Here is a 17,041-nt window from a genome sequence, read left to right as displayed (position 1 = left end):
GCTTGGCTTATCAGGCTACAACTTAACGTTACCGGTCGAGCGCGGCAAGAATTTCGCCGGTGTCGCGCACCCGCGCCAAACGCGGGAAGATGTGTTCGAACGCGAAACGGTGCATTTCCGCGTTCTGCGCGCTGCAGACGTCTTCGGCGATCACCAGCTCATAGCCGTGTTCCCAGGCGGCGCGGGCGGTGGATTCCACGCCGATATTGGTGGATATGCCGCCCAAGACTACGGATTTGATGCCGCGACGGCGCAGCTGCAAGTCCAGATCGGTGCCGTAGAAGGCGCCCCATTGGCGCTTGGTGATCAGAATATCGCTGTCGCAGACCGCCAGCGGCGCGGGGAACTCCCACCAGGTGGCCGGCAAACCGCCGGCGGGCGCGGGAGCCGGTTTATCCACCGGTTGTTTCAGCGCCTCGGCGAAGGAGTCTGACCAACCGACTCGCACCAACAGCACCGGCGCGCCCAGCATGCGAAAACGCGCGGCCAGCAGGGCGGCGTTCGCCACCACCTGGTCGGCGCCGTGCGGGCCGCCGGCGTAGGGCAGAATGCCGTTTTGCAAATCGATCAGCACCAGAGCGGTGGTTTGAGCGTCAAGTTTCAGCATGGATTTCATCTCGTTGCGAAGTGGATAAAAACTGTTCGGCGCGTCGGGCGAGCTGCGTTCGGCGCAAAACCGGGGGAGAATCAGGCTACGTGAAAAAACTGTCGCAGGTTAATGGGAAATTTGTTAACCGATGTGTTGATTCGAACAAAAACGCGCCATTTAGTGCAGTAACAATGCTGTGTTCGCACTTATCGGGCGGATGAATTTCCTTTATAATGACTCCCTTTTTTCAACACTCTTTAATCCAACGACCTATGCCGATTTATGAATATGCATGTGGTGCTTGCAACCATCGGTTAGAGAAATTGCAAAAATTTTCCGATGCGCCGCTGGCAGACTGCCCGGCGTGTGGGCAGCCCGCGTTGACCAAGTTGATTTCATCTTCCGGTTTCCAGCTTAAGGGCACCGGCTGGTATGCGACGGATTTTAAACCGGGTAACAAGTAGAATTTATCAGATAACAGCCGCGCGACAGGGGCGCAGTAGCCCGGCGCGGCATCGGCTGTGTAAAAGGATAGCGTATGCGTACTGAATATTGCGGGCAGTTGAATCTGTCCCACGTGGGCCAGGAAGTCACTCTGTGTGGTTGGGTCAATCGTCGTCGCGATCTCGGCGGCCTGATCTTTATTGATATGCGCGACCGCGAAGGCATCGTGCAGGTGTTCTTCGATCCGGACGAGAAAGTGGCGTTCGACAAGGCCTACGACCTGCGCAATGAGTTCTGCATCCAGATCGTCGGCACCGTGCGTGCGCGTCCGGACAGCCAGATCAATAAAGATATGGCCACCGGCGAAGTGGAAGTGTTTGCCCACGCGCTCGAGATCATCAACCGCTCCGAGCCGCTGCCGCTGGACTCCAACCAGGTCAACAGCGAAGAAGCGCGCCTGAAATACCGCTACCTGGATCTGCGCCGCCCGGAAATGGCCGAGCGTCTGAAGACCCGCGCCAAAATCACCAGCTTCGTGCGCCGCTTCATGGACAGCCACGGCTTCCTCGACATCGAAACGCCGATGCTGACCAAAGCGACGCCGGAAGGCGCCCGCGATTACCTGGTGCCGAGCCGCGTGCACAAGGGCAAATTCTACGCGTTGCCGCAGTCTCCGCAGCTGTTTAAACAGCTGCTGATGATGTCCGGCTTCGATCGTTACTATCAGATCGTCAAATGCTTCCGTGACGAAGACCTGCGTGCGGACCGTCAGCCTGAATTTACCCAGATCGACGTCGAAACCTCCTTCATGACCGCCGACCAGGTGCGTGAAGTGATGGAGAAACTGGCGCGTGAACTGTGGCTGAACGTGAAGGGTGTGGATCTGGGCGATTTCCCGGTCATGACCTTCGCCGAAGCGATGCGTCGCTTTGGTTCCGATAAGCCGGACCTGCGTAACCCGCTGGAGCTGGTGGACGTGGCTGACCTGGTCAAGGACGTCGAGTTCAAAGTGTTCTCCGGCCCGGCCAACGACGCCAAAGGCCGCGTGGCGGCGATCCGCGTACCGGGCGGCGCACAGCTGACCCGCAAGCAGATCGACGAGTACGGCGCTTTCGTCAACATCTACGGCGCGAAAGGCCTGGCCTGGCTGAAGGTCAACGACCGCGCCGCCGGCATGGAAGGCGTGCAGAGCCCGATCGCCAAATTCCTCAGCGCGGAAGTGCTGGAAGCTGTCCTGGCGCGTACCGACGCGCAGACCGGTGACATCCTGTTCTTCGGCGCAGACAGCTTCAAGATTGTCACCGATGCGATGGGCGCGCTGCGCCTGAAGCTGGGGCGCGATCTGGGGCTGACCCAACTCGACAGCTGGGCGCCGCTGTGGGTGGTCGACTTCCCGATGTTCGAAGAAGACGAAGAGGGCGGCCTGGCGGCGATGCACCACCCGTTCACCTCGCCGCGCGACATGAGCCCGGAAGAGCTGGCCGCAGCGCCGGTCAACGCTATCGCCAACGCTTATGACATGGTCATCAACGGTTACGAAGTGGGCGGCGGTTCGGTGCGTATTCACCGCAGCGAAATGCAGCAGACGGTATTCAGCATTCTGGGCATCGACGAACACGAACAGCGCGAGAAGTTCGGCTTCCTGCTGGACGCGCTGAAGTACGGCACGCCGCCGCACGCCGGCCTGGCCTTCGGCCTGGACCGTCTGGTGATGCTGCTGACCGGCACCGACAATATCCGCGACGTGATTGCCTTCCCGAAAACCACCGCGGCGGCCTGTCTGATGACCGACGCCCCGAGCTTCGCCAACCCGGCGTCGCTGCAGGAGCTGGCGATCAGCGTGGTAAAGAAAGCCGGTGCGGAACAAGAGAGCGAGTGATGAGTTATAAGCGCCCTGAATCTATCCTGGTAGTGATTTACGCGAAATCCAGTGGTCGGGTGCTGATGTTACAGCGGCGCGACGATATCGAGTTCTGGCAGTCGGTCACCGGCAGTCTGGAGCAGGATGAGTCGCCACCGCATGCCGCGCGGCGTGAAGTCATGGAAGAAGTCGGCATCGATATCGAAGCAGAGCACCTGCCGTTGTTCGATTGCCAACGCTGCGTGGAGTTTGAACTCTTTGTCCATTTGCGACATCGCTATGCGCCGGGAACCACGCGCAATAAAGAGCACTGGTTCTGTCTGGCGTTGCCCGAGGAGCGCGATCCGGTGATTACCGAGCATCACGCTTACCAATGGCTTGAGGCGGCCGAGGCCGTGAAGTTGACCAAGTCGTGGAGCAATCAGCAGGCGATTGAAGAGTTCGTGATCAATTCAGTCCAGTAGTTTTTTTCGGAGATTTTTTATGGCAGGTCATAGTAAGTGGGCCAACACAAAGCACCGTAAAGCGGCGCAGGACGCCAAGCGCGGTAAAATTTTCACCAAGATTATTCGTGAGCTGGTCACTGCCGCGAAGCTGGGCGGCGGCGATCCGGATTCCAACCCGCGTCTGCGCGCGGCGATGGACAAGGCGCTGTCGAACAACATGACGCGCGACACCATGAACCGGGCGATCGCGCGTGGCGTGGGCGGCGATGATGATACCAACATGGAAACCATCATCTATGAAGGCTACGGCCCTGGCGGCACCGCCGTCATGATTGAATGCCTGAGTGACAACCGTAACCGCACCGTGGCGGAAGTGCGTCACGCCTTCACCAAATGCGGCGGCAACCTGGGTACCGACGGTTCCGTTGCCTACCTGTTCACCAAGAAGGGCGTAATCACTTACGCACCGGGCCTGGATGAAGACAGCGTGATGGAAGCGGCGCTGGAAGCCGGTGCGGAAGACATCGTGACCTATGACGATGGCGCCATCGACGTGTTCACCGCCTGGGAAAGCCTGGGCGCGGTGAAAGACGCGCTGACCGCGGCAGGCTTCGAAGCCGAAGCGGCGGAAGTGTCGATGATCCCATCGACCAAGGCCGACATGGACGCGGAAACGGCGCCTAAGCTGCTGCGCCTGATCGATATGCTGGAAGACTGCGACGACGTGCAGGAAGTTTACCATAACGGTGAGATCTCCGACGAAGTGGCGGCGACGCTGTAATCCGGTAAAACGGGCGCCGCCATCAGGCGGCGCCGTGCATGCAAGGTGGATGTAGATATGGCGATCATACTCGGTATCGATCCCGGCTCACGCGTCACCGGCTATGGCCTTATCCGCCAGCAGGGGCGCCAGTTGAGCTATATCGCCAGCGGCTGCATCCGCACGGTGGTGGACGACATGCCGACGCGGCTGAAGCTGATTTACGCCGGCGTCAGCGAGATCATCACCCAGTTTCAGCCCGACTTCTTCGCCATCGAACAGGTGTTTATGGCCAAGAACCCGGATTCGGCGCTCAAGCTCGGCCAGGCGCGCGGCGTCGCGATCGTCGCGGCGGTGAATCAGAATCTGGAAGTGTTCGAGTATGCGGCGCGGCAGGTCAAACAAACCGTGGTCGGCACCGGCGCAGCCGAAAAGGCGCAGGTGCAGCACATGGTGCGCTCGCTGCTCAAACTCTCGGCCAACCCGCAGGCGGACGCCGCCGACGCCCTGGCTATCGCCATCACCCACTGCCACCTCAGCCAGAACGTGCTGCGGATGAGCGAAGGGCGGCTTAACCTGGCGCGCGGGCGTTTGCGCTGACGCGAAGCGATGATTGCTCAGGCTGGATATTCATCCAGCCTTTTTTATGTTATAAGCTTTACCAGCAACGGCATGGCAGGGCGCCATGCCCGGTCATTCTGCAGGAGGGTAAATGATAGGTCGTCTCAGAGGAAATATTCTGGAAAAGCAGCCGCCGCTAGTGTTATTGGAGGCGAACGGCGTGGGCTATGAAGTGCACATGCCGATGACCTGCTTTTACGAGCTGCCGGAACTGGGGCAAGAGGCCATCGTGTTTACCCACTTCGTGGTGCGCGAAGACGCGCAGCTGCTGTATGGTTTCAACGATAAGCAAGAGCGCGCGCTGTTCCGCGAGCTGATCAAGGTCAACGGCGTCGGGCCGAAACTGGCGCTCGCGATCCTGTCCGGCATGTCCGCGCAGCAGTTCGTCAGCGCGGTGGAGCGTGAAGAGATCACCGCGCTGGTCAAGCTGCCGGGCGTGGGCAAGAAAACCGCCGAACGCCTGGTGGTAGAGATGAAAGACCGCTTCAAAGGGCTCAACGGCGATCTGTTCAACAGCAGCGAGATCAGCTTGCCGTCCGCCGCTGAGAAAGCGCCTGAGGCGGATGCGGAGGCCGAAGCGGTCTCGGCATTGGTGGCGCTGGGCTATAAGCCGCAGGAAGCCAGCCGCATGGTCAGCAAAATTGCCAAACCGGGTGCCGACTGCGAGACCCTGATCCGCGACGCGTTGCGCGCTGCTTTGTAAGGCCGCTAAGAGGTAGATAATGATTGAAGCCGATCGCCTGATCTCCGCCGAACCGCTCAACGAGGAAGAAGTCCTCGATCGCGCCATTCGTCCCAAGCTGCTGACCGAATATGTGGGCCAGCCGCACGTGCGCGAGCAGATGGAGATTTTCATCCAGGCGGCCAAGCAGCGCGGCGACGCGCTCGACCACCTGCTGATCTTCGGTCCGCCGGGGCTGGGGAAAACCACCCTGGCCAACATCGTGGCCAACGAAATGGGCGTGAATTTGCGTACCACCTCCGGCCCGGTGCTGGAGAAGGCGGGCGATCTGGCGGCGATGCTGACCAACCTTGAACCGCATGACGTGTTGTTCATCGATGAGATTCACCGCCTGTCACCGGTGGTGGAAGAGGTGCTGTATCCGGCGATGGAAGACTATCAGCTGGATATCATGATCGGCGAAGGGCCGGCGGCGCGTTCGATTAAGCTCGATCTGCCGCCGTTTACCTTGGTGGGTGCAACCACCCGCGCCGGTTCGCTGACCTCACCGCTGCGCGATCGCTTCGGCATTGTCCAGCGGCTGGAGTTTTATCAGGTGGCGGATCTGCAGCACATCGTCTCGCGCAGCGCCGGCTGCCTGGGGCTGGAGCTGTCCGACGAGGGCGCCCATGAGGTAGCCCGCCGCGCGCGCGGCACGCCGCGTATCGCCAACCGTCTGTTGCGCCGGGTGCGCGACTTCGCCGAAGTGCGCGCCAACGGCGTGATCAGCGGCGCGGTGGCGGCGCAGGCGCTCGATATGCTTAACGTCGATGCCGAAGGCTTCGACTATATGGATCGCAAACTGCTGTTGGCGATTATCGACAAGTTTACCGGTGGCCCGGTCGGGTTGGATAACCTGGCGGCGGCGATCGGCGAGGAGCGCGAGACCATCGAAGACGTGATCGAACCGTTCCTGATCCAGCAGGGCTTTATCCAGCGCACGCCGCGCGGCCGTCTGGCGACGCAGCACGCCTACCGGCATTTCGGCCTCGAACGCGAAGCGTAAGTTTTTAATCCGCCAATAAGAAAGGGCCGCAGATGCGGCCCTTGTCATATCCCGGTTTTAATCAAGCCTGCTGTTTTTTAAACAGGCTCAGCGTGAACAGCACGGCGGCGCAGAGCACCACCGAAGGGCCGGCAGGCGTATCGTAAAACGCCGAGAAGGTCAGGCCACCGGTAACCGCCACCATCCCGAGCAGCACCGCGATGCCCGCCATCTGCTCCGGCGTGCGCGCGAAGCGGCGAGCGGTGGCCGCCGGGATGATCAGCAGCGAGGTGATGATCAGCGCGCCGACGAATTTCATCGCCAGACCGATGGTCAAGGCAGTGACCAGCATCAGCACGGTGCGCGCCCGCGCCAGATTGACGCCGTCGACGTGCGCCAGCTCAGGGCTGATGGTCATCGACAGCAGATCGCGCCATTGCCACCACAACACCAATAGCACCACGGCGACGCCGCCGGCGATCATCACGATGTCGCTCAGCGTGACCGACAGCAGATCGCCGAACAGATAGGCCATCAGATCGACCCGCACGTTGGACATCAGCGCCACCACCACCAGCCCCAGCGACAGCGCGCTGTGGGCCAGAATGCCGAGCAGCGTATCCACCGAGAGCTGCGGGCGGCGCTCCAGCCACACCAGGGCCAGGGCCAGCAGCAGCGTAATGGCGATCACCGCATAGAAAGGATTGATGTCCAGCAGCAGACCGAAGGCGACGCCGAGCAGCGAGGCGTGCGCCAGGGTATCGCCGAAGTAGGACATGCGGCGCCAGACCACGAAGGAGCCCAGCGGCCCGGCGGCACCGGCCAACAACACCCCGGCCAGCCAGCCGGGAAGTAACAATTCGATCATGCTTCGCGGCTCCCGGTTTTCTTCAAGACAATTCTTCCCTGCAGGTCGTGACGGTGGTTGTGATGGTGGCGATACACCGCCAGCTGCTCTGCGCCGCGGTTGCCGAACATGGCGATGAATTCGGGATGCATCGAGACCACCTCCGGCGCCCCGGAGCAGCAGATGTGCTGATTGAGGCACAACACCTCGTCGGTTTTCGCCATCACCAGATGCAGATCGTGCGAGACCATCAGCACGGCGCACCCCAGCTCCTTGCGCAGCTGATCGATCAGATCGTACAGCGCCAGTTGGCCATTGACGTCCACCCCTTGCGTGGGTTCGTCCAGCACCAGCAACTGCGGTTTATTCAGCAGCGCTCGCGCCAGCAGCACGCGCTGGTTTTCGCCGCCGGAGAGCTTTTGCATGGGCTGGTCGAGCAGGTGGGCGGCGTGCACGCGTTTGAGCGCCGGCAGAATGTCGGCTTTCTTTACGCCCGGCTTCAGGCGCATAAAGCGGCTGACGGTCAATGGCAGGGTAGCGTCGAGGTGCAGCTTTTGCGGCACGTAGCCGATGCGCAGATCGGGCTCACGCTCCAGCGTGCCGGCGGTCGGTTTTACCAATCCCAGCACTACGCGCACCAGCGTGGATTTACCCGCGCCGTTCGGGCCCAGCAGGGTGAGAATACGGCCGGGCTGCAGGCTGAGGGAAATATTCGACAGCACCTTGCGGCTGCCGAAGGCGACGGAGATATTTTTTAGCGTTATCAGTGTAGACATCTCGAGATTACAGGTTGCAGAACGAAGCGAATGTTATAATATCACGCCTTGTTGATGAAAACGATGGGATTACTGATGATGGCACAGAAAAATAAATGGCTGCAGCGCACGCTGCTGGCCAGCGCACTCGTGATGGCCGGCCCGCTGAGCAGCGCTTCCGCGGCGGTGGTGACGACGATTCGTCCGCTGGGCTTTATCGCTTCGGCTATCGCCGACGGCGTGACGCCGACCGAGGTGCTGCTGCCGGATGGCGCTTCGCCGCACGACTTCGCGCTGCGGCCTTCCGATATTCAGCGTTTGCGTTCTGCCGACCTGGTGCTGTGGGTCGGACCGGACATGGAAGCGTTCCTGACCAAGGCGCTGGTGCCTATCTCGGCAACCCGCAAACTCGCCATCAGCGAACTGCCCGCGGTGAAGCCGCTGCTGATGAAAGGCGAAGATGACGACGATCATGATCATGCAGGCGAGGCGCATAATCATGCTGATGACGATCATGGGCATCATCACGGCGAGTACAATATGCACGTTTGGCTGTCGCCGGAGGTGGCAAAAGTGACCGCGATCGCGATTCACGACAGATTGTTGGAACTTATGCCGCAAAATAAGGACAAATTAGACGCAAACCTGCGCCAGTTCGAGAATCTGCTGACGCAAACTGACAAAAATGTTGGTAACATGCTTACGCCTGTGCAAGGTAAGGGTTATTTTGTTTTTCATGATGCTTACGGCTACTTTGAGAAACACTACGGTTTGAGTCCGCTGGGCCATTTTACCGTCAATCCCGAAATTCAGCCTGGAGCACAGCGCCTACACCAAATTCGAACACAGTTGGTTGAGCAGAAAGCGGTATGCGTTTTTGCTGAGCCACAATTCAGGCCGGCCGTAATCAATGCCGTCGCCAAGGGTACCACTGTGCGTTCCGGAACGCTGGACCCGCTGGGCATCGGCATCGCGCTGGGGAAGGACAGCTACGGGAAATTCCTGACACAGCTGTCAAGCCAGTACGTGAGCTGCCTGAAGTAAGCTTATGAGGATAATATCGAGTGCAGCAGATAGTCCGAACTATCGCTCTGGCGTATAACAACCTGCCACGGCCCCACCGCGTCATGCTGGGGTCGCTGACAGTCGTCACATTGGCCGTCGCTGTTTGGCGGCCTTTTGTTTACCACCCAGAACACAATCCCATCGCCAAGAGCGTCGAGTTAGAATCCAGCCAGTTGCGGTCATTGCTCCCCGAAGCCAGTGAACCGATAGATGCCGACCAACCCACCCCCGATGACGAAATCCCGCAGGATGAGCTGGACCAGAAGGATGCCGGCGATGATGGCGTGCATGAATATGTGGTTTCCACCGGCGATACCCTCGGCAGCATTCTGACGCAGTACGGCATCGATATGTCGGATGTCACGCTGCTGGCTTCGCAAAACCGCGATCTGCGCAACCTGAAGATCGGCCAACAGCTGTCGTGGACCGTGAACGAAGCGGGCGATCTGCAGCAGTTGACCTGGGAGGTTTCTCGTCGCGAAACCCGCACCTATGATCGCGTCGGCAACAGCTTCAAAGAGTCGAAAGAGGCGCAGCAGGGCGAATGGCGCAACAACGTGATCAGCGGCCGCGTTAACGGCAGCTTCGTCAGCAGCGCAGGCGACGCCGGGTTGAGCCGTAACGAAATCAATGCGGTGATCAAGGCGCTGCAATGGCAGCTCGATTTCCGCAAACTGCGCAAGGGCGACCAGTTCTCCGTGCTGATGTCGCGCGAACATTTCGACGGCAAGAAATCGCAAAGCCAACTGTTGGGCGTGCGTCTGCGCACGGGCGGCAAAGATTACTATGCGATCCGCGCCGAGGACGGCAAGTTCTACGATCGCCAGGGCTCTGGCCTGGCGCGCGGCTTCATGCGTTTCCCAACCATGAAACAGTTCCGCATCTCCTCCAACTTCAACCCGCGCCGGGTGAACCCGGTGACCGGCCGCGTGGCGCCGCACAAAGGCGTCGATTTTGCCATGCCGGTCGGCACGCCGGTGCTGGCGGTCGGCGACGGCGAGGTGGTGATCGCCAAGCGCAGCGGCGCAGCCGGCAACTATGTGGCGATCCGCCACGGCCGCCAATACACCACGCGCTACATGCACCTGAAAAAGCTGCTGGTGAAACCGGGCCAGAAGGTGAAGCGTGGCGATCGCATAGCGCTCTCCGGCAACACCGGCCGTTCCACCGGGCCGCACCTGCACTTTGAACTGTGGACCGGTCAACAGGCGGTGAACCCGCTGACGGCCAAGCTGCCGCGTTCCGAAGGCCTGAGCGGCAAAGACCGCAGCGATTATCTGGCGCAGGTGAAGGAAGTGGTTCCTCAGCTGCAACTGGATTAACGTCCCCTTATTCCGGCGCTCCGGCGCCGTTAATTTCATCGGCCTGATTGCGGGCCGATGCTGTTTTATCTGGGCGGTTCGCGGTTGTTAATTGCAAAATTGGTGATGGCAATTATGATTAGCCGAATTGCTAAGCGAAGAGCATGTGCATGCAAAACGAGAAGAAATCGAACGTAGAGTTCATCCCGCAGTTTCAAAAAGCCTTTTTATACCCGCGCTACTGGGGCGTGTGGCTGGGAACCGGCCTGATGGCCGGCGTTTCTCTGGTGCCTGCGCGCCTGCGCGATCCGGTGCTGGGGGCGATCGGCACACTGGCCGGCAAGCTGGCGAAAGGGGCGCGTCGTCGTGCCCGCATCAACCTGCTGTATTGCTTGCCGGAACTGCCGGAAAGCGAGCGTGAGCACATTATCGACCAGATGTTCGCCTGTGCGCCGCAGTCGATGGTGCTGATGGCGGAACTGGCCTGCACCAAACCGGAAAAAGTGCTCAAGCGCGTGCGTTGGCACGGTGAAGAGGTGTTGGACAAGATCCGCGCGGAAGGGCGCAACGTGATTTTCCTGGTGCCACATGGCTGGGCGGTGGATGTGCCGGCGATGTTGATGGCCGCGCGCGGTCAACCGATGGCGGCGATGTTCCACAATCAGCGCAATCAGCTGATCGACTACCTGTGGAATGCCGTGCGTCGTAAATTCGGCGGCCGCATGCACGCGCGCAATGACGGCATCAAACCGTTTATCAGTTCGGTTCGCCAGGGATATTGGGGTTACTATCTGCCCGATCAGGATCACGGCGCTGAGCACAGTGAGTTTGTCGACTTCTTCGCCACCTATAAGGCGACGTTGCCGGCGGTCGGGCGGTTGATGAAAGTGTGTCGTGCGGCGATCGTGCCGTTGTTCCCGGTGTACGACGGCAAAACCAGCATGCTGGATATTTATATTCGCGAGCCGATGGACGATCTGGCCGAAGCGGACGATCCGCGCATTGCCCGCCGCATGAACGAAGAGGTGGAGAATCTGGTGGGCCCGAACCCTGAGCAGTACACCTGGATCCTCAAACTGTTGAAGACGCGCAAGGAAGGGGAGATTGAACCCTACTCGCGCGACGATCTGTATCGTTAATCCTATCTACCGCTAACGCCGGTCGGGCCACACCCTGGCCGGCGTCACTTCATATGTGCACCATACAGCCGCGCGCCCGCAGGATCTCAATGACGTTGGGCGTGTGGGTGAAATCATTCCAGCGCAGATCCAGCTTGCGCAGCCGGCTCAGTTCACCGAGGCTTTCCGGCAGACCGCTCAGGCGGTTGGCGCGCAGATCCAGACTTCTCAGCGCCGTGAGCTCACCGATATTTTCCGGCAGGCGCGTCAGCTGATTAAAACGCAGGTTCAGCTCGCTCAATCGCGGCAGGCGGCAGAAGGCTGCCGGCAGTTCGGTGATGGCATTGTTGGCCGCATCGAGTATTTCAAGCTCGCCGAGCAGAGCCATTTCCGCCGGCAGCGTGGTCAGGGCATTTTTCATGATATGCAACTCGCGCAGCGCGCGCAGTTGCCCGATTTCGCCGGGCAGGCTGCGGATACGATTGTTGTATAAACGCAGCTCCTGCAACGCCGCCAGCCTCGGTATTGCCTGCGGCAAGGCGGTCAGCTGGTTATCGGTCGCGTTGAGGTAAACCAACTGCTGCAGTTGCGCCAGCGCACGCGGCAGGTCGCTAAAGCCGTTATCGCTCAGGTAGAGGTATTTCAGCCGGTGCAGTCGCCCCAATGTTTCAGGCAGTTCGCTCGCGCGGTTGTGACCAAAATCGAACATCTCGAGCTGTTGCAACTGACCAATCTCCGACGGCAGATGCTCGAGCTGATTGCAAGAGATATTCAGCACCTGCAGGTTGCGATGCCGGAATAGGGAAGTAGGGAAGACCGTCAGCCGATTGTCGTACAGGCTGACCTTGCGCAGCGCGTGGCCGGCAAACAGCGATTCGTCGAGCTGCGTCAGGCCGCGTCCGTCGAGCTCGAGCTCATCACAGGTCGAGGCGGGATTGTGCTGGTGGAGCATGGCGTTCTCCGTCGTCATGGCAGTGTCAGAGCAAAAAAAATGCCGGCCTAGGTGAGCCGGCCGGCATTTCGTCTGCGGCGTGAATTACTCGACGCGCAGGATGCGGCTGGTATTGGTGGTGCCGACGGTTTCCATCACGTCGCCCTGGGTGACGATCACCAGATCGCCGGAGACCAGGAAGCCTTTGTCGCGCAGGCGATTGACGGCTTCGTTGGCGGCGATGACGCCGTCTTTATGGCTGTCGAAATACACCGGCGTCACGCCGCGATACAGTGCGGTCAGGTTAAGCGTGTGCTCATGCCGCGACATGGCGAAGATCGGCAGGCCGGAGCTGATGCGTGACATCATCAGCGCGGTGCGGCCGGACTCGGTCATGGCGATCAGCGCGGTGACGCCTTTCAGGTGGTTGGCCGCATACATCGAAGACATGGCGATCGCCTCTTCGATATTGTCGAACTGCACGTCCAGACGGTGTTTGGAAACGTTGATGCTCGGGATCTTCTCGGCGCCCAGACAAACGCGCGCCATCGCCGCCACGGTTTCCGCCGGGTATTGGCCGGCAGCGGTTTCCGCCGACAGCATGACGGCGTCGGTGCCGTCCAGCACGGCGTTGGCCACGTCCATGACTTCGGCGCGGGTCGGCATCGGGTTGGTGATCATCGACTCCATCATCTGAGTCGCGGTGATCACCGCGCGGTTCAGAGTACGGGCGCGGCGGATCAGTTTCTTCTGGATCCCGACCAGTTCCGGATCGCCGATTTCGACGCCCAGATCGCCACGGGCGACCATCACCACGTCGGAGGCCAGAATGATGTCGTCCATCGCTTCGTCGCTGCAGACCGCTTCGGCGCGCTCAACCTTGGACACGATCTTGGCGTTGCAGCCTGCGTCGCGCGCCAGGCGGCGAGCATAGTTCAGGTCTTCACCGGTGCGCGGGAAGGAGACCGCCAGGTAGTCGACGCCGATCTTGGCGGCGGTGACGATGTCCGCCTTGTCTTTTTCGGTCAGCGCTTCGGCCGACAGGCCGCCGCCGAGTTTGTTGATGCCCTTGTTGTTGGACAACGGGCCGCCAACGGTCACTTCGGTAAACACTTTCATGCCCTGAACTTCGAGCACTTTCAGCTGAACGCGGCCGTCGTCGAGCAGCAAGACGTCGCCCGGCACGACGTCGGCAGGCAGGCCTTTATAGTCGATACCGACTTTTTCTTTATCGCCTTCGCCTTTTGACAGGTTGGCGTCCAGCAGGAATTTATCGCCCACGTTGAGGAAGATTTTGCCTTCCTTGAAGGTGGAAACGCGGATTTTCGGCCCTTGCAGATCGCCGAGGATAGCGACGTGACGTCCCAGTTTGGCAGCGATTTCGCGAACTTTGTCTGCGCGAGCCTGGTGATCTTCCGGGCTGCCGTGGGAGAAGTTAAGCCGAACTACGTTGGCGCCGGCGGCAATGATCTTTTCCAGATTATTGTCGCGGTCTGTAGCCGGACCCAGGGTGGTAACGATTTTGGTTCTTCTGAGCCGTCTGGACATGTATTACTCCGTTGACTGGTGAAGCAAATATTGGCGTTGCGATAACGTCGGATAACGAAACCAGGCGTGAAATGTAATTTTACAACACTGATATTTCACCCGGGTTACCCGCATGAGCGTATTAACAGGGTACAGCCTCTGATGTCGCCATTCAAATGTCTGTTGAACGGCGACTTTTTTCTTCGTCGGGTTACGAGTCAAAACTGTTGGGAATGACTACGCCTTTATCAAAGCGCGATTCTTTGAGCGCTTCTTTGACCCGCTTCAAGTTATCTCTGAATTTAGCCCCTCTGCGCAAGGTAAATCCGGTGGCGAGCACGTCAATGAGCGTTAATTGCGCGATCCGCGACACCATCGGCATGTAAACGTCGGTGTCTTCAGGCACGTCGAGCAGCAACGCGAGGGTCGCCGACTGGGCGAGCGGGGTGTCGCGCGAGGTGATAGCCAGTACCGTGGCGTCGTTTTCTCGCGCCAGGTGGGCCATTTCCACCAGGTTCTTGGTGCGGCCGGTGTGAGAGATCAACACCACCACGTCGCCCTCGCCGGAGTTCATGCAGCTCATGCGCTGCATGACGATGTCATCGAAGTAGACCACCGGAATATTGAAGCGGAAAAATTTGTTCATCGCGTCGTGGGCCACGGCGGCGGAGGCGCCCAGACCGAAGAAAGAGATCTTTTTTGCCTGGGTGAGCAGGTCAACCGCACGATTGATTGCGGCAATATCCAAATTTGCCTTTACTGTATCCAGGCTGGCCATCACCGATTCGAAGATCTTGCTGGTGTAGGAATCGACGCTGTCATCTTCCTCGACGTTGCGGTTCACGTAGGGCGTGCCGTTAGCCAGGCTTTGGGCGAGATGCAGTTTGAAGTCGGGAAAGCCTTTGGTATCAAGGCGACGGCAAAAACGGTTGACGGTGGGTTCGCTGACGTCGGCCATGCGCGCCAGCGTGGCGATGCTGGAGTGAATGGCGGTCTGCGGGGAGGCCAGGATCACCTCGGCGACTTTCCTTTCAGATTTGCTCAGGAGCTCCAGATGGCTCTGGATTTTGTCCAGCGTATTCATATAACGAGAGTCACTCATGGTTTTATCCCTGTGGCTTTCAAGCAACAGCGCCGAATTTCGCCCGTGTTCGCCGTGCAAGCAGACGCCAAACGAGCGGCTGTAACCTGAAATCGATAGGGTATGTCGATTGCAAACAAAGGAGAAATCAATGCCGGTTTAGTGAAAATATACTACGTGCTGGTAACCGTTGGCAGTCTCGACAGGGCGTATGCAGGCTTTTTTCACCAGAATATGACCTGTGTCTAACTTTCATAATGGTAACAGAGCGTCAAAAAAGACGAAAAATTACATTTTTGCCCGCCTGTGAGGGCGTCGGCGCGCAGTGGCGCTACCACTGAGATCTTTACGTCTTTTTTCTGCTTCTGCGCCGGGTTTGCTGGCCGTAGTCAAACAGAGTACATTAGTAATGTAAGAAAATTACAAATATCCTGCAACGAGGAGATGAACATGGCGGTAACCTCTACAGCCCAGGCGTGTGACCTGGTTATTTTCGGCGCGAAAGGTGATTTGGCGCGCCGTAAGCTGCTGCCTTCCCTGTACCAGTTAGAGAAAGCCGGACACATCCACCCGGATACGCGGATCATCGGCGTCGGCCGCGCGGAGTGGGATAAAAAAGCCTATACCGAAGTGGTCAAGGAAGCGCTTGGCACCTTCATGAAGGAAAAGCTGGATGACGAACTCTGGGCCACGCTGAGCGCGCGCCTGGACTTCTGCAACCTGGACGTCAACGACAGCAAGAACTTTACCAAACTGGGTAAAATGCTGGATCAGAAGCACCGCACCACCATCAACTACTTCGCTATGCCGCCAAGCACCTTCGGCGCCATCTGCAAAGGGTTGGGCGAAGCCAAGCTGAACCATGAGCCGGCGCGCGTGGTGATGGAGAAACCGTTGGGCACCGATCTGGCGTCCTCCCGCGTGATCAACGATCAGGTGGCGGAGTTCTTCAACGAGTCCCAGGTTTACCGCATCGACCACTACCTCGGCAAAGAGACGGTGTTGAACCTGTTGGCGCTGCGTTTCGCCAACTCGCTGTTCGCGTCCAACTGGGACAACCGCACCATCGATTCGGTGCAGATCACCGTGGCGGAAGAGGTGGGCATCGAAGGGCGCTGGGGCTACTTCGATCAGGCCGGCCAAATGCGCGACATGATCCAGAACCACCTGCTGCAGATCCTGACCATGATCGCCATGTCGCCGCCGGCGGATCTGACCACCGACCGCATCCGCGACGAGAAGGTGAAGGTGCTGCGTTCGCTGCGCCGCATCGATCAGACCAATGTACGGGAAACCACCGTGCGCGGTCAGTACACCGCCGGTTTCGTTCAGGGCAAGAAAGTGCCGGGGTATCTGGAAGAAGAAGGGGCGAACAAGAGCAGCAGCACCGAGACCTTCGTTTCCATCCGCGTGGACATCGACAACTGGCAGTGGGCCGGGGTGCCGTTCTATCTGCGTACCGGTAAACGTCTGCCGACCAAATGCTCGGAAGTGGTGGTGTACTTCAAGAATCCGCCGCTTAACCTGTTCAGCGACTCTTATCAGCAGCTGCCGCAAAACAAGCTGACCATTCGTTTGCAACCGGACGAAGGCATCGAAATTCAGGTGTTGAATAAGGTGCCGGGGCTGGATCACAAGCACCGCCTGCAGACTACCAAGCTGGATCTGAGTTTCTCGGAAACCTTCAACCAGGAGCACGTGGCGGACGCCTACGAGCGCCTGCTGCTGGAGACCATGCGCGGTATTCAGGCGCTGTTCGTGCGCCGTGACGAAGTGGAAGAGGCCTGGAAGTGGGTCGACTCCATCATGGACGCGTGGAAAGCCGACAACGAAGCGCCTAAGCCTTATCAGGCGGGCACCTGGGGGCCGGTGGCCTCGGTGGCGATGATCACCCGCGACGGCCGTTCCTGGAACGAGTTCGAGTAATGCGCAATGCCGGCAGCCCGTCTGCCGGCTTTTTTTTTTGCCTGCGATCTGCGCGTGGGCCAC

General features: G+C 59.4%; 17 protein-coding genes. 11 read left to right on the top strand and 6 right to left on the bottom strand.

The window, feature by feature from the left end; all coding sequences use genetic code 11:
• Positions 1 to 28 precede the first annotated feature (28 nt).
• The gene (locus SERRSCBI_RS13210) at positions 29 to 607 is read right to left on the bottom strand and encodes a hydrolase (RefSeq protein WP_033643355.1); all 579 of its coding nucleotides are present in this window, start codon (positions 605 to 607) and stop codon (positions 29 to 31) included.
• A 215-nt stretch (positions 608 to 822) separates the two neighbouring features.
• Between SERRSCBI_RS13210 and SERRSCBI_RS24150 the strand changes: the two genes are divergently transcribed.
• The 7 genes from SERRSCBI_RS24150 (at position 823) to ruvB (ending at position 6,448) form a co-directional block, all read left to right on the top strand.
• Positions 823 to 1,053 carry a zinc ribbon domain-containing protein gene (locus tag SERRSCBI_RS24150; RefSeq protein ID WP_320204121.1) on the top strand — a complete coding sequence of 77 codons (231 nt, stop codon included), beginning with the start codon at positions 823 to 825 and terminating at the stop codon, positions 1,051 to 1,053.
• 74 nt (positions 1,054 to 1,127) lie between these two features.
• Entirely contained in the window at positions 1,128 to 2,912 is a 1,785-nt protein-coding gene (aspS, locus tag SERRSCBI_RS13200) for an aspartate--tRNA ligase (RefSeq protein ID WP_042784739.1), read from the top strand.
• Positions 2,912 to 3,358, top strand: coding sequence for a dihydroneopterin triphosphate diphosphatase (gene nudB, locus SERRSCBI_RS13195; protein WP_042784738.1), 447 nt, complete (start codon positions 2,912 to 2,914; stop codon positions 3,356 to 3,358). The genes aspS and nudB overlap by 1 nt, the downstream gene beginning before the upstream one ends.
• Positions 3,359 to 3,377: 19 nt before the next feature.
• Positions 3,378 to 4,121: a YebC/PmpR family DNA-binding transcriptional regulator gene (locus SERRSCBI_RS13190; RefSeq protein WP_004932370.1), complete on the top strand. Its 744-nt coding sequence runs from the start codon at positions 3,378 to 3,380 to the stop codon at positions 4,119 to 4,121.
• 57 nt (positions 4,122 to 4,178) lie between these two features.
• Positions 4,179 to 4,700 carry a crossover junction endodeoxyribonuclease RuvC gene (ruvC, locus tag SERRSCBI_RS13185; RefSeq protein ID WP_004932367.1) on the top strand — a complete coding sequence of 174 codons (522 nt, stop codon included), beginning with the start codon at positions 4,179 to 4,181 and terminating at the stop codon, positions 4,698 to 4,700.
• Positions 4,701 to 4,812: 112 nt separating this feature from the next.
• A complete protein-coding gene (ruvA, locus tag SERRSCBI_RS13180) occupies positions 4,813 to 5,424 on the top strand; it encodes a Holliday junction branch migration protein RuvA (protein ID WP_033643353.1) in 612 nt (203 codons plus the stop codon).
• A 19-nt stretch (positions 5,425 to 5,443) separates the two neighbouring features.
• Positions 5,444 to 6,448: a Holliday junction branch migration DNA helicase RuvB gene (gene ruvB, locus SERRSCBI_RS13175; protein WP_033643352.1), complete on the top strand. Its 1,005-nt coding sequence runs from the start codon at positions 5,444 to 5,446 to the stop codon at positions 6,446 to 6,448.
• A gap of 61 nt (positions 6,449 to 6,509) precedes the next feature.
• On the opposite strand, the gene znuB is transcribed toward ruvB, so the two are convergent.
• Complete coding sequence (gene znuB / locus SERRSCBI_RS13170; protein WP_033643351.1) at positions 6,510 to 7,295, bottom strand: zinc ABC transporter permease subunit ZnuB; 786 nt, start codon at positions 7,293 to 7,295, stop codon at positions 6,510 to 6,512.
• On the bottom strand, positions 7,292 to 8,050 hold the full coding sequence (gene znuC / locus SERRSCBI_RS13165; protein WP_004932357.1) for a zinc ABC transporter ATP-binding protein ZnuC: 759 nt from the start codon (positions 8,048 to 8,050) through the stop codon (positions 7,292 to 7,294). Before znuC ends, znuB begins: the two co-directional genes overlap by 4 nt.
• Positions 8,051 to 8,128: 78 nt before the next feature.
• Between znuC and znuA the strand changes: the two genes are divergently transcribed.
• The 3 genes from znuA to lpxM all read left to right on the top strand — a co-directional run bounded on the left by znuA (position 8,129) and on the right by lpxM (position 11,534).
• On the top strand, positions 8,129 to 9,073 hold the full coding sequence (znuA, locus tag SERRSCBI_RS13160) for a zinc ABC transporter substrate-binding protein ZnuA (RefSeq protein WP_033644289.1): 945 nt from the start codon (positions 8,129 to 8,131) through the stop codon (positions 9,071 to 9,073).
• Between the two features lie 20 nt (positions 9,074 to 9,093).
• The gene (gene mepM, locus SERRSCBI_RS13155) at positions 9,094 to 10,416 is read left to right on the top strand and encodes a murein DD-endopeptidase MepM (RefSeq protein WP_033643350.1); all 1,323 of its coding nucleotides are present in this window, start codon (positions 9,094 to 9,096) and stop codon (positions 10,414 to 10,416) included.
• A gap of 149 nt (positions 10,417 to 10,565) precedes the next feature.
• Positions 10,566 to 11,534 carry a lauroyl-Kdo(2)-lipid IV(A) myristoyltransferase gene (gene lpxM, locus SERRSCBI_RS13150; protein WP_042785718.1) on the top strand — a complete coding sequence of 323 codons (969 nt, stop codon included), beginning with the start codon at positions 10,566 to 10,568 and terminating at the stop codon, positions 11,532 to 11,534.
• Positions 11,535 to 11,583: 49 nt separating this feature from the next.
• Here the strand turns inward: lpxM and SERRSCBI_RS13145 are convergent, their stop codons facing one another.
• From SERRSCBI_RS13145 to SERRSCBI_RS13135, 3 genes are all read right to left on the bottom strand, one after another.
• On the bottom strand, positions 11,584 to 12,465 hold the full coding sequence (locus tag SERRSCBI_RS13145) for a leucine-rich repeat domain-containing protein (protein ID WP_042784736.1): 882 nt from the start codon (positions 12,463 to 12,465) through the stop codon (positions 11,584 to 11,586).
• An 84-nt stretch (positions 12,466 to 12,549) separates the two neighbouring features.
• The gene (pyk, locus tag SERRSCBI_RS13140; RefSeq protein ID WP_019452801.1) at positions 12,550 to 13,992 is read right to left on the bottom strand and encodes a pyruvate kinase; all 1,443 of its coding nucleotides are present in this window, start codon (positions 13,990 to 13,992) and stop codon (positions 12,550 to 12,552) included.
• Between the two features lie 190 nt (positions 13,993 to 14,182).
• On the bottom strand, positions 14,183 to 15,055 hold the full coding sequence (locus SERRSCBI_RS13135) for a MurR/RpiR family transcriptional regulator (protein ID WP_042784735.1): 873 nt from the start codon (positions 15,053 to 15,055) through the stop codon (positions 14,183 to 14,185).
• Positions 15,056 to 15,502: 447 nt separating this feature from the next.
• Between SERRSCBI_RS13135 and zwf the strand changes: the two genes are divergently transcribed.
• Positions 15,503 to 16,978 carry a glucose-6-phosphate dehydrogenase gene (gene zwf, locus SERRSCBI_RS13130; protein WP_033643346.1) on the top strand — a complete coding sequence of 492 codons (1,476 nt, stop codon included), beginning with the start codon at positions 15,503 to 15,505 and terminating at the stop codon, positions 16,976 to 16,978.
• Positions 16,979 to 17,041: the final 63 nt, after the last annotated feature.

Origin of the sequence: Serratia sp. SCBI, from assembly GCF_000747565.1 — a bacterium.
GTDB classification, from domain to species: domain Bacteria; phylum Pseudomonadota; class Gammaproteobacteria; order Enterobacterales; family Enterobacteriaceae; genus Serratia; species Serratia ureilytica.
The sequence above is the reverse complement of the archived record's forward strand: the minus strand, read 5'-3'. Positions and strand labels throughout refer to the sequence as shown.